Source organism: Paenibacillus sp. FSL W7-1287, from assembly GCF_038004245.1.
In the GTDB taxonomy this organism is placed as follows: domain Bacteria; phylum Bacillota; class Bacilli; order Paenibacillales; family Paenibacillaceae; genus Pristimantibacillus; species Pristimantibacillus camelliae.
Window position 1 is genome coordinate 1,327,206 of record NZ_JBBORD010000001.1, and the last position, 13,118, is coordinate 1,340,323.

The 13,118-nt window shown below is 42.7% G+C and carries 8 protein-coding genes; 6 read left to right on the forward strand and 2 right to left on the reverse strand.

Going from position 1 to position 13,118, the window contains the following annotated elements:
* Positions 1 to 10: 10 nt before the first annotated feature.
* Positions 11 to 541, reverse strand: coding sequence for a GNAT family N-acetyltransferase (locus NSQ99_RS06030; protein ID WP_251667882.1), 531 nt, complete (start codon positions 539 to 541; stop codon positions 11 to 13).
* A gap of 209 nt (positions 542 to 750) precedes the next feature.
* Between NSQ99_RS06030 and NSQ99_RS06035 the strand changes: the two genes are divergently transcribed.
* Together NSQ99_RS06035 and NSQ99_RS06040 are read left to right on the forward strand one after the other, a co-directional pair.
* Positions 751 to 2,349 (forward strand): hypothetical protein, encoded by a 1,599-nt coding sequence (locus NSQ99_RS06035; RefSeq protein WP_251667884.1) that lies wholly within the window; start codon positions 751 to 753, stop codon positions 2,347 to 2,349.
* A complete protein-coding gene (locus tag NSQ99_RS06040; protein ID WP_251667887.1) occupies positions 2,339 to 3,628 on the forward strand; it encodes a hypothetical protein in 1,290 nt (429 codons plus the stop codon). The genes NSQ99_RS06035 and NSQ99_RS06040 overlap by 11 nt, the downstream gene beginning before the upstream one ends.
* A 124-nt stretch (positions 3,629 to 3,752) precedes the next feature.
* On the opposite strand, the gene NSQ99_RS06045 is transcribed toward NSQ99_RS06040, so the two are convergent.
* On the reverse strand, positions 3,753 to 4,976 hold the full coding sequence (locus NSQ99_RS06045) for an MFS transporter (RefSeq protein WP_340835749.1): 1,224 nt from the start codon (positions 4,974 to 4,976) through the stop codon (positions 3,753 to 3,755).
* A gap of 518 nt (positions 4,977 to 5,494) precedes the next feature.
* On the opposite strand from NSQ99_RS06045, the gene NSQ99_RS06050 reads away from it, so the two are divergent.
* The 4 genes from NSQ99_RS06050 (at position 5,495) to NSQ99_RS06065 (ending at position 13,110) form a co-directional block, all read left to right on the forward strand.
* The gene (locus NSQ99_RS06050; protein ID WP_340835750.1) at positions 5,495 to 8,077 is read left to right on the forward strand and encodes a right-handed parallel beta-helix repeat-containing protein; all 2,583 of its coding nucleotides are present in this window, start codon (positions 5,495 to 5,497) and stop codon (positions 8,075 to 8,077) included.
* Between the two features lie 99 nt (positions 8,078 to 8,176).
* Positions 8,177 to 10,357, forward strand: coding sequence for an NAD-dependent epimerase/dehydratase family protein (locus NSQ99_RS06055; protein ID WP_251667893.1), 2,181 nt, complete (start codon positions 8,177 to 8,179; stop codon positions 10,355 to 10,357).
* 7 nt (positions 10,358 to 10,364) lie between these two features.
* Positions 10,365 to 11,282: a hypothetical protein gene (locus NSQ99_RS06060; protein ID WP_251667895.1), complete on the forward strand. Its 918-nt coding sequence runs from the start codon at positions 10,365 to 10,367 to the stop codon at positions 11,280 to 11,282.
* On the forward strand, positions 11,260 to 13,110 hold the full coding sequence (locus NSQ99_RS06065; protein ID WP_251667897.1) for a DUF2194 domain-containing protein: 1,851 nt from the start codon (positions 11,260 to 11,262) through the stop codon (positions 13,108 to 13,110). Before NSQ99_RS06060 ends, NSQ99_RS06065 begins: the two co-directional genes overlap by 23 nt.
* The last annotated feature ends 8 nt before the right edge of the window (positions 13,111 to 13,118 follow it).

A 13,118-nucleotide genomic window follows, 5' to 3' on the forward strand; every position in this document is an offset into this window, starting at 1 on the left:
GCTCTCCCTTTCATTCGGTAACTTTACGGTAATATACCGTGTCAATATTCGGACCGCGTCCATCTTGAATACGTTTCACCTCGTGAAAGCCGAACTTTTCTAATATATGAATATGGCTAGCGTTGGTTGACCATGTTCTCGTTGTTACGGGCATAGCTTGGCTTGCCGCCAATGCAAGGATTTCCTTATAGAAGCTGGACGTGATGCCCTTACCTCGTTGTGCTTCATCTACAATAATTGTCGTGACATAGATCGTATTGATGTGATCATTTAAATCCTCACACTGATAATGAGGACGATAGGACATAAAGCCAACGACTTCATGATGATCCAGCGCAACTAAGAAGGCCTGCTGCTTTAATATTTCAAAATATTGTCTAGGCTCTGTTTTTTTAATCAGCGATCCCGTTAGTTCAGCTTGAAATGTGTTTTCGCGAGCGGACAATGGGGGGATAAACGAATGGTCATACTTGCATAGCAGCTGCCATACTCCATCCAGTATATGTTCTTCAGTTAACTGCTCAAAATCGATGATTCTCATAAGATATTCCTCGCATTCGTTAGGTACAATGGCCTGAGAAGTTTATATTCAGTTCTTAACTATTATACATGATCTCTAGGAGAACAGGCATGTAAGTTCTTTCTATAAAGCGATCTAGCAAGAAGTTCATATATCCAATTTATGGGCTAGATTTATATCAAAGGTCCTATAGTATAATGAACCTACATCAAATGGTAGGGGTGGAGTGATTGGACGGACAAATTTTGGCTAGCGGGTTAATGTCACTGCACGGAACAGATTTACGTATGGTGTATGCGTTACTGTGCCGAACGAATATCGGACATTTATTAGCGTCGAAAACGAAGGACTTGTTTTTCGATGAAGAAAAGGATCATTTCACACTGCATCTAACCAATGAGGTTAGCAAGCTAGAAGCGATAGACGATGAAGTACTAAAGGTTGACTTATTTCTAGAGATAACGAAGCTGTTAAAGCTGAGAGGCACCAAGTATGCAGTAAGGAAAGAAATTGAGGATCAGTGCCAGCTGATCATTCAAGATGTCTATGAGCAGCTGCTGAAGCAGGATAAGCAGTTTCGAGCATTTGTAGAGGCATCGAGCTCTGCAACGAAGCTGCAGCAGATGATTACATATCAAATGAGCAAAGTATTTAGTGAGCTCGATCAAAGCTTTCAAGATTTTACAATTGAGGATCAGACGAAATTTGCTGCTCAAGTGAATGAATATATTCATAGCTTGCCAGAAGACAAGCAAGCCAAAATAAAAGATAAACTAGGCATTAATGATCTTACCGATGATATGGTACGAAAAGCGATTGCGACAAGTGGGACAAGCATCGTATTCGCCATCATTGTAGAGGTAAGCGGCTTTGCCTTCTACACTACGGCAACCTCGCTCGTAGCTGCATTTGCAGGCCTATTCGGACTTACACTGCCGTTTGGGTTTTATACCGGTTTAACATCGACGATTGCTGTATTAGCTAATCCTCTGTTTATTATTCCGCTGCTGCTAGGGGGAGGGATGCTGCTTGTTAGACATCAGAATAAGGCGCTGAAGAAGAAGCTTCTGCCGATTATTGTAATGCAAATCGCCTTGCCTTATATGAGCTCTAGTGGTCAGGAGCCAAGCTACGAAGAATTTATTCGTGAATGGCAAAGCCGCTATCAAGAATATGTACAGCTGCAAGCTGAAAAAGCGGTGCTTAGTCGAGAGAAGGCTGCTGTTGAAGCGGTCGTTGAAGAGCATAATGAACAAATTGGCAAGCTAAAAGCGAGTATAAGAGTGCGTCTAGCCGAGATGTCGAGCATTAAGCACAGCATCATCGAAACGCTTAAAGAGAGTGATGTCACTAAGCTTTCCATATCATCTGCCTTTTCCGGCTATGTGCTTAAGTATATTAGCGTGCTGCAAACGATTGTCGAGCTTCGTGAAGCAAAGCAGAATCGTCCTGAAGCGACAGGTTTTTTTGATAAGCTTGGCAGTCAGTTTAAGAAGATGACCTTGTCACTCGACATTTATGATGAACAGAAAAAGCTTGAGCCCATTGTATCGAATATGGCAGAGGAAGTATTACGAGCAACAGGAGCTGTCTTTATGCAGGCTGAACGCGAGCAATACCGGGCTTTACAGGCTGAGATTGACGAATTGTCACAGACAACAGCTAGTGTAGAAACCGTTCGAGACGAGCAGCAAGCCATCGCTAAACAGCTGAATCAACAGCTGCGCCAGATTGAGCAGCTTATCTATGAGCAGGAACAAGCAAACTATGGATTGGCTGATCTTGGGTGGGATGAGCCGAAGCTATTGGAGGAAGCTTATGGGGATTAGTAATCAGCGTTTCTGGGAGCATTGGAAAAAAGGTCAGTACGAAGCAGCGTTGCGCTGTGCTGCTCATGAAGAGCCTAAGCAAACCAATCGGCTGCAAACGATGCTGTTTGGTACCCCAGATCAGATGAAGCAGACAGCAGCAGTTACGATGATTAGTGTCGGTGAATTTATTTATGATGTTGTCATGCTGCAGCCGGAGGTTGTAAGCGGGCTTGATTTTGCAAGAACAGAGGATTTATCCTCGTTGTTTACGTTAAGTCAATTTGCAAGTCATATTGACACGTCGACACTTACTGGAGATATGGCTCAGCTGCAAGGCTATGTTGCTGAGCAGATGCTTGCTGCTGAGCTGCAAGCAAAGGGGCATGAGGTGGAATTTCCTGAAACGTCTAACCAAGCAGGCTGGGATATTCTCGTCGATGGACAGCCGTTCCAAGTGAAGAATTTGGCTAACCCAGATGGCGTGAGAGAGCATCTGACGACCTATCCCGATATTCCCGTCTATGTTAATGAGGAGCTGGCTCCTTACTTTGAAGGTAATCCAATGGTGTATGTATCGAGCTTATCAAGAGACGATGTGCTGGAAGCAACAACCTTGACGCTTCAGCATGCTGAGGATTTGCTAGATTTTGAGCTTCCTTGGATTGCAGCAGGAGTAAGCTCTATTAACAATATTAAGAGAGTATGGCAGGATGATGTCTCTATGAATCAAGCGGTGTTCAATGTCATTAGTGATACCTCTTCACGTGTCGTGCTTGGTGCACTTGGACAAAAAGCAGGGATTATTGTCGGTACGATGCTGTTCGGCCCGGCTGGTGGAATGACTGGGGCAATGGTTGGAGCCTATGCGGGAGCAAGTGGTGGCGGACGATTATCAAGCAGCATCAAGCGTCTGTTCTCACAAAAGCAAGAGGATGAGCTTGTAGATGCGCTTCACCAATTGGCAAGAAAGGTGATGGAGCAGCTTAATCATAAGCTGATTATTAAGCAGCGCAAGCACCAACGAATATATGACTCGCTGCAGGATATAGAAGAAGCGGGTCAAGCGATAAAGAATGGAATTAAGCAACGAGCAGAGCAAGACATTACCTATGTGAAGAATAAGCATGATGAGCTGCAAGCCTTTATGCATGCTCTTCAGAAGCGAACCAGCCCCGTCATCGAGCAGCTGCCTTCTGTGATGAGACTAATCTCTCGAAGCAGCGTTCATCCGTTTCACTATCAGCAGGAGCTGAAGCAGGTGCAGCAGGCATCGCTAGCCTATAAGAAAAAGAATTAATTGCTTAAACATATACAAACGAGCAAGTACAGGATGTCGAAATACATCTTGTACTTGCTCGTTTTACGAAATTACGAATGCTTTAATATACACAGTAGCTATTTCTTTCAGCTTCAGGTGCTTGTTAGCTACGCTGAAGATCTGGGTCAATGCCCTTTGTCTCTTTTCCCCAGAATAATACGGCGATGACACCGATTAGTATAGATATAAAGAAGATCGTGAATATGATCTCTATCGGTATGCCTTCAGATACAAACATACCTACTAAAAATGGACCCAGAATGCCACCGATTCGTCCGAATGATGTCGCAAGCCCTACACCCGTTGCTCTAGCTTCTGTAGGGTACAGCTCTGGGGTGTAGGCATACATTCCACCCCAAGCGCCTAGATTGAAAAAGGACAACAATGCGCCTGCAAGGAGCAGAGAACCTTCCGTCTGTGCCAAGCCAAACCATAGAGCGCAAATGGCAGTTAATAATAAGTAAACAACGAGTACAAACTTTCGCCCAAGCTTTTCAATAAAGTATGCAGCTGTAAAGTAGCCTGGCAGCTGAGCGAGTGTCATAATGAGCACATATTGAAAGCTTTTTACAAGTGTAAAGCCTTTAAGTACCATGACAGATGGAAGCCACAAAAACATTCCGTAATAGGAAAATACGACGGTAAACCACAAAATCCAAAGCACAACCGTAGACTTTCGATAAGGCTGTGACCAGATAAAGGAAATACGCTGCTTAAGTCCAAGCTTTTTTGTACGCTGCTGGTTTAAGTAACGAGGTGAATCTTCAATATTTCTCCGCAAGTAGATTGCGTAAAACACTGGAACCGCACCAATAACAAAGGCGATCCGCCATCCGTACTCAGGAATTACGAAATACGAGATAATTGCTGCAACAAGCCATCCTGCAGCCCAAAAGCTTTCTAATATGACGATTACTCTGCCACGTTCCTTAATAGGCACTGATTCCGATACAAGCGTTGAAGCGACTGGAAGCTCTCCGCCTAACCCTACGCCTGCGATAAAACGCAGCACACATAACAAGGCGAAGCTTGTTGCTAGTGCTGAGAAGCCCGTAGCAAGCGAAAATAACACTAATGTACCTAGCAAGATAACCTTCCGTCCGTACCGGTCAGCCATCGCTCCTGCCAACGCTGCACCTACTGCCATACCGATCGAATTAATAGCAGTTAGCCAGCCAACCTGACCCGGATCTAAGTTCCATGAAACTGCTAAGGCCGCGACAATAAAGGACAGCATGCCAATATCCATTGCATCAAACAGCCAGCTAATTCCTGCATTAATCAGAAGCTTGCGCTGCTTAGAATCTTTCCAAAAGTTGCTCATCATTTACTCCTCTGTTTTCTATAGCTCATCTTCATTATGAACGAAATTATTACTAATTATGACGATTTGCCTTAGAAATCGCAATACTGTAGCTAAGGAAATCTCGGGCTAATAAAAATGGATACTGTAACGTAGCTCACATACAAATCAAATAAGTCGTAGTATAATGATGTATGATTTGTAACTTATGGGTAATTAAGGGTTTATTATTCGTAAGTGGAAGCAATATTTTTTTGTGCAATTGCTGTAAGCGCCCTTTAAGTTCAGTTTTTGTTGAGTGCTGGATAGTAATATCATTATGTTGTGCATTTTTACCAATCCGTTCTATCAAGTGGGCAATTAACTGATAAACAAACAACTATCTTTCTATTAAACTATGAAAAAAATGTAAAAATATATGGATGTCCACTAGATTTTTTTCTAAAAACATTTACAATTAAAACTACCATATAATAGAATAAATAGTTAAGTTGTACTAGTACTTGAGGCATATGTCAGTTGTAAATGGAGGGAACTGCACAATGATACTAGCAAGCACAAAGCATCAACGAGCTATGAAGCGCATTAAAATTAGCTTTGTCCTGTTATTAAGTGCAATGGTTCTCATAGTAAATCTACCAGCATTTGCAAATGCAAATGTTCAAACACCAGGAAAAATCTACTACGTCGCACCAACAGGCTCAGATGAGAATGACGGCAGCCAGCAGGCACCATGGAAAACATTGCAGCATGCTGCCAATGTCGTTAAGGCGGGGGAAACAGTATTCGTGCGAGGAGGGACGTATAGAGAAAATATTACGATAAGAAGTTCAGGCTCAGAGACGTTTGGCTATATTACCTTTCAGGCGTATCCAGGTGAAACTCCAGTTATAAGCGGCTCCGCTAGTAAAAGCTCAAGTCTCGTTCAATTCTACAATGCTCATTATATTGTATTTGATGGGTTTGAACTCACTGATTTTGAAGTCAGTGATGCGTCCAAGTATATTTCAGCTATAAAAGTAACCGATGAATCCTCAAATATTGTCATACAAAACAATCATATTCATAAAATTAATCATCTAGCCAATAAAGGTAATGCAAATGGCATTATTGTGTACGGTAATAGTAAGAAAGCAATCTCAAATATTAAGATTGCCAACAATTATTTGCATGATTTAATACTCGGCTCTAGTGAAGCACTTACCGTTGTAGGCAACGTAGACGGATTTACGATCGAAGGCAACGTCATTGAACGGATTAACAATATCGGCATTGATGTAGCTGGCTTTTATGGAACATGTCCAGCGGGCTGTACGGATCAAGCACGTAATGGAACGATTTCTGGTAACCAGGTTTCCTATGTTGATACCATTGATAATCCTGCCTACCGGGGCTATCGAGCGGCAGCGGGGATTTATGTCGATGGCGGAACAAAAATTGTTATCGAGCGTAATTCGGTGTCCTATAGTAATTATGGAATCGAAGTGTCAAGTGAATGGGGAAAACAAGCAGCAACACAAATTATTGTTCGGAATAATTATATCCACCATAACCATATGTCAGGCTTAATTATGGGGGGCTCCTCTAGCAGTAACGGTGGAGCAATCGACAATTTTATTCTGAATAATACTTTTTTCAGCAACAACGAACTGCGCACTGGAGACGGAGAAATTACGTTTCAGAATTCAGTGAGAAACAATGTTTTTGCTAATAATTTATTTGTAACGAATCAACAGACTCCTTATTTCTACGACAGTAAAACGACAAATACGGGCAATACGATTAATTACAATCTTTATAGCGCAGTAGATGGAGCTCATTCGTATTGGCGCATAGGTGGTGTTCGCTACACTAGCCTTGATCAATATCAAAAAGCAACGAAGCATGATCAGCAATCGATTGTAGCTAATCCGAACTTAGTACAATTAAATGAAAGCTCTATCGAGCTAGCCTCAACCTCTCCAGCAATAGATGCAGGAACCGTAACGTATAAAGAGGTCGGAACTCTCGATCTTGTGGGAACTAGCCGAATTGTTGGTAAAACGATCGACCTTGGCGCGACAGAGTATGATGGTAATGCACAGCCACCTACAACTCAACCTCCATCTTCAACACCGCCGCCAGTAGGAAGTCCACCACCTACAACACCACCAGTAGATAATCAACCACCGTTCAAGATTGATGGATTGACAGATGATTGGAATAATACTCCTTCACTCGCTACGAGCAGCTCTAACGTGAGAAGCCTGAAGAGCACGATTCAAAATAATACGCTCTACTTGCTCATTACCGGTCAGCTGCTTCAGGAAAAAGGTCAGCTATATATTTACAGTAATCAAACAGGCCAGGCTTATTTCTCCATTCCGTTCTGGTCGAATCAGAAGGCTGATTATTTAGTAGAGAATGGAGTGCTCTATCAGTATACAGGCAGCGGAAAGGACTGGAGCTGGAAGAAGGTAAAAGATTACCGTAACAATGAGGTAGTCATTCACAGCACAGCAGTTGAGATGGGAATTCCATTAGCAGATATCGGTCAAACGAACGAGCTGCTTGTAGGTTATATATGGAAGGATAACAAAAGTAATCAGCTACCAGCAGGAGGCGATATGATTGCTATCCAACAAGCTGATACAGAGGAGCCATTGCCTTCACCAAGCTTTAATATAGATGGGAAAAAGGATGAATGGGCGAATGAGCATTTGCGTGCTCAATCAAGCGATGGCACATTGGCACTATATGCAGCCAACGATCAGACGCACATCTACTTCGCACTTTCATCATCTGTGACAACGAAAAAACTGCAGCTGTACTTGGATACGGACAATAACCATGCTACAGGATATCAAACCTCCAGATGGAAAGCGTCCGGCGCTGAGTATTTAGTTGAAAATGGTGTGCTGTATAAGTACGCCGGAGATAACAAAACGTGGGTTTTCAATAAGCTAGTTACGCTCGATTCAACGAGCTATATGGCAAGCTCTTCCTTCACCGAGCTAAAGCTATCACTAGAGCAGCTAAGCATAAAAGCCGGAGATACGATCTCGTATGGTGTGCTGCTCGATGATAAGGCAGCGTTAAGACTGCCACAGACCGATAGCCTACTGAAGCTTCAAGTGAAGAATTAACTTATGAAAAGACACCTAATGACTTACATCAATCTCCTTGACTGTCATTAGGTGTTTTTAGTTAGAAGAATTAACAAATGTAAGAAAAGAGGAGAGGCAATGAAAGTATTAATTACAGGCGGTTATGGTTTTATTGGCTCGCATGTAGCAGATCGATTTTCCAAAGAGGGCTATGAGGTATTCATTATTGATAATCTAGCTACTGGAAAAAAAGCCAATGTTCAGGTCAAGCATCGTGGCTATGTTCTTGATGTGCAGGATCCAAAATGCGAGGAAGTGTTCAGAGCATATCGATTTGACGTAGTTGTGCATCTTGCGGCACAGGTTAGTGTCAGCAAATCGGTCGTAAACCCTCAGCTCGATGCGGAGGCGAATGTGGTAGGTCTAGTCAACATGCTCGATCTGTCTGTGAAGTACGGAGTCAAACGCTTTTTATACGCTTCTTCCGCAGCTGTGTATGGACTTGAAGGCAATATTCCTCACCCGGAGGATGATCCTGCTGAACCAATTGCTCCTTATGGGATCAGTAAATACGTTAACGAAATTTATGCAAATAAATGGAGTGAGCTTTACAAGCTATCTACCATTGGTTTTCGTTTCTCCAATGTATATGGTCCAAGACAGAACCATCAAGGTGAAGGCGGAGTCGTATCGATCTTTATTAACGATTCATTGAACAATAGACCGTTGAAGCTTTATGGTGATGGGAAGCAAACAAGAGATTTTATTTACGTAGAGGATGTTGTTGATGCAATGTATCGCAGTGTCCATTCCACTATAGAAGGCGTGTACAATCTCTCAACGAATGAAGCACAATCTGTCAATGATCTAATAGAGGTGCTATCCAAGCTGCAGCCTAATATTAAGGTACAGCAGAAGCCACCGCGAGATAAAGATATTTTACATTCTAGGCTTGATAATCGCGCGATTATGCATGACCTAGACTGGTCACCGCTTTACAGCTTTGAGGAAGGCATAGAGCGTACATATGCTTATTTTGCTGGAAAGCAAGGAGAGAAAGAGGTAGCTATATCAGTTGCTGCTGAGGCAGCTCCAGTAAAACTGCGGCCTAAACGATCAAAATGGCTATTGCCGACTGCAGAGAACCTGATAGCTTTCTGTTTAACTGCTTGGCTCAGCTTAAGTCTTGTTAACAATATTATGAACGTTATCGACATCAAATTGTTCTATATAACGATCATTGGAATTTTATACGGTAATCGACAAGCATTGTTATCAGTCGTACTATCTATAGGCTTGCTTACGTATGAGCAGCTAGAGGCTGGCCGCGACTTTTTATCGCTCACCTATGACACGAACTACTTCTTCCATATCGCGATCTACTTGTTCATAGGTCTTGTCGTTGGTTATGCCATCGAGCGCAAAAATGTTCGCATCGCGCAGCAGGAGCAGAAGGTATCCGACGTAAGTGAACGCTATGAGTTTTTGGAAAATATCTATCAAGAAGTTAGAGATGTAAAGGATGAGCTGCAGCTCAGAATTCTGAATTCAGATGACAGCTACGGCAAAATCTACTACGCAACGAAGGAGCTAGAAAGTCTCGAGCCAGAGCTCGTATTCAACTCCGCTGTTAATGTTGTTAAGTCAATTATGCGCGTAGAGAAGGTTACGATCTACCGCGTCAACAAGCATCAAAGCTATCTAAGGCTGCTAGCTAGCTCTGGCTATGGAAATGAGGAGCTTAAAAAATCATTGCGAGTTGATGATTACGCGTATTTGCAGCAGGTACTGCAAACGGGTCAGATCTACTTGAACAAGGAGCTCGAGCCGACCATTCCTCTCATGGTTGCTCCGATCTATTACAAAGAGCAGGTTACAGCGATTATAGCGATTGACGGAATGAAATTCGAGAGCTTTTCCTTGTATCACCAGAATTTGTTCCAGATAACAGCGAACTTGATCGCTTCAGCATTAACTAAAGCCTTTTCTTTTATTGATGCAACAGAACGCAACCGCTATATCGATGGCACGATGATATTACAGCCAGAGATTTTCAATGAAATCCTGCACTCGAAGAACGATATTAAGCATCAGCATCAGGTGCCTTACTTGCTGCTGCAAAGTGAGTTAGGCGATGTATCGATAGAGGAAGCATCCCAATTTATTGTGCCATTGCTGCGCGAGACGGATTATTTGGGATTAAATGGTGAGAAGCAGCTGCAAGTGCTGCTATCTAATACGAATGAGCTTGATATTTCATCGATTTTGGCGAGATTATCGCATCCTAAAATATCATTCTCAGTTATGAATGAGGGGTGAGGAAGCGATGCTGTGGTTAGCATATGGGATTTATCTAGTGGTTTCCTTCATCGTGCTGCTGCTTCTTAACTGGAAAAGCAAGCCTACAGCAATCATTAAGCTGGCCATCGTAGCTTGTTTACCGGTTGTAGGCTGGTTTATGCCGATTCTATGGATACGGAAGCCTCGTCGCAACTCCGAGCAAGAGTTCGCAAATTATGTAGACAGTCAGCAGCAGGAGCATAAGATCAGACGAATTGGCGTATTTCACCGCATCGAGAAGCAGCGTGAGCTTGATGTAGTGCCGATCGAGGATGCATTAGTCGTCAGCCAGCATAAGGATCGCAGACAGGTGTTAATCGATGTATTGAAGCAGGATACAATTCAATATATTGAGATTCTGCAGCAAGCCATTAGCAATGAGGATACAGAAACCTCTCATTATGCGGTAAGTGCGATTATGGAATTGAAGCGCAAGCTGCTCATCTCTTTGCAGGAGCTCGAGGTTCGCTACGAGCAGGAACAGCATAATCCAGAGGTTGCAAAAGCATATATAGAGGTGCTGGCCATTTACCTAAAAAGCGGCTTTCTTGATGAAAGGACGATGCGTAAATACCAGTACACCTATCTATCTGTATTAACGCACGCTTATCAGCAGGGGGAGCAGGAGGAGTGGTTATTCTCAGCTAAGCTGGATATTGAAATCGAGCTAGGTATTTATTCCGACGCAGAACAAACGGCACTGCAATACGTTGAGCATTATCCGTTAAGTGAGCAAGCATATTTATCATTGCTGCGTGTATACTTTGTCATTCGATCCTATCAAAAGCTGCAGCAAACACTTGAACGCTTGAAAAGCTCTCCAATTAGGCTAACTAATCAAGGGCTAATGATGGTTAGATTTTGGTCAAGAGGGGTAGTAGATGAAGAACAATATAAGATTTAGAAGAAACGTATACATCATTATGCTCAGCATCCTCATCTTTGGCATCATTTCTCAAATTGCGAGATCTGACCTAATGCTCAAATACGTGTCGAATGATAGTCAAACGTCTTTGGGGCAGTGGCAAACCTTTCAGGAAACGGTCACTACCGTCTCTATGAATATTGACGGCGGCGATATTGCTGGAGTTGATGCACACTGCATCATATATAACAGTGAGGATTCACTCAGCGTAAGCTACTATAACAACTTTGAGAAGGTGTACAGTTATTTAAAGCAGCCTTATACCGTATTGGATACAGCTAGCGATGAGCTCAGCTATGATGCATGCCAAGCGGTCATTATGACAGCAAGTATAGAGGTGCTTACCGACTCCATTACAGAGCTTGAGCAGTATATACATGATGGAGGCTACGTGTTTTTTTCTCGAATGGATCACCCAGGACCGGTGTTTACGAAGCTATATCGTAAGCTAGGTATCGTAAATTACTGGTATGTTGTTGGCAATGATGATATCCACTTCACCTCCAATCTATTGATTGGGCAGAAGGATGCATTGTTTACCGATGACTTCTTCTATAATGATTCGATCTCGGTTGAGCTGGATCATAATAGTGAACTGCTTGCTAAAGGTAAAAACCAGACACCAATTGCTTGGCGCTACGAGCACGGAGATGGTGCGGTTCTAGTCTATAACGGCAATAATCTGTTTACTAAATCCAATCGCGGCTTAGTCGTCGGTGCGATCAGCATGCTTATTCCGGATTATATTTATCCAATATTTAATGCCAAGCTCTTCTATATAGACGATTATCCTGCACCGATGAGTACAGAGGAAAGAAAAGAGATTAAAGAGGAATATAATCGCAACGTCGCAACCTTTTTCAAAGAGATTTGGTGGCCGGATATGATTAAGCTTGCCAAAAACTATGATCTGAAATATACAGCAGTAGCGATAGAGGATTATAACGAAGCGATCGAAGCTCCTCTGCCTAAGTACCGTCAGGAGGATTTAACGAATTTAATTGTTTTCGGCAGAGAGGTGCTTAAGACAGGTGGTGAGGTTGGTATTCACGGCTATAATCATCAGCCGCTGCAGTTTAGGCAAGATATTGCAGACGAATATGATTACGTCGTCTGGAATTCCTACGAGGATATGGAAGCTTCTATAAGAGAGGTCTTATCGTATACCCAAAGCGCGTTTCCGAATTATAACGTCGTTAGCTATGTACCGCCTTCTAACATACTAAGTGCAGAAGGGCGTCAAGCACTTGTAGACAACTGGGAGACGCTGCGTGTCATTTCAAGCCTGTATGAGGAAGATCCAAAGGATTTCTCCTATGTACAGGAGTTCGAGATTGCAGATGACGGGATCATTGAAATGCCTCGTATTACATCTGGTTATTCTGATTCGCCAGATATGATGTGGTTGGAGGCAAGTGTGATGACCGCTTATGGTTTCATCTCGCACTTTATTCATCCTGACGATATGTTTGACGATTACCGAAGTGGCAACAAGGGCTGGGGTGAGCTGTACAAAGATTTTGAATACATGCTAAATCGTATGGAAAGCACGTATCCATGGCTAAAGCCGCAAACATCTGGTGAGGCTGCTATTCATGTCGCACATGTGTTAAACAGTCAAATTACTAGAGAGCAAACGGATTCCGAGATCAAGGTTGATATTAACCATTTCAATAGCAATCAATACTTTATTCTTCGTTCTAAGAAAAAAATTGGTAGATTGACCAATTGTAATGTCAAGCTCATTGATGAGCACACCTATTTGGTGGAAGCGACAGATGAGCATTTTAATATTGAGTTAAAGTAGGTGAAGCA

What these genes read in the sequence shown, in the direction of transcription:
- NSQ99_RS06030 (WP_251667882.1), bottom strand. Translation starts at nt 541, where the DNA reads ATGAGAATCATCGATTTTGAGCAGTTAACTGAAGAACATATACTGGAT.
- NSQ99_RS06040 (WP_251667887.1), top strand. Translation starts at nt 2,339, where the DNA reads ATGGGGATTAGTAATCAGCGTTTCTGGGAGCATTGGAAAAAAGGTCAG.
- NSQ99_RS06045 (WP_340835749.1), bottom strand. Translation starts at nt 4,976, where the DNA reads ATGATGAGCAACTTTTGGAAAGATTCTAAGCAGCGCAAGCTTCTGATT.
- NSQ99_RS06050 (WP_340835750.1), top strand. Translation starts at nt 5,495, where the DNA reads ATGATACTAGCAAGCACAAAGCATCAACGAGCTATGAAGCGCATTAAA.
- NSQ99_RS06055 (WP_251667893.1), top strand. Translation starts at nt 8,177, where the DNA reads ATGAAAGTATTAATTACAGGCGGTTATGGTTTTATTGGCTCGCATGTA.
- NSQ99_RS06060 (WP_251667895.1), top strand. Translation starts at nt 10,365, where the DNA reads ATGCTGTGGTTAGCATATGGGATTTATCTAGTGGTTTCCTTCATCGTG.
- NSQ99_RS06065 (WP_251667897.1), top strand. Translation starts at nt 11,260, where the DNA reads ATGAAGAACAATATAAGATTTAGAAGAAACGTATACATCATTATGCTC.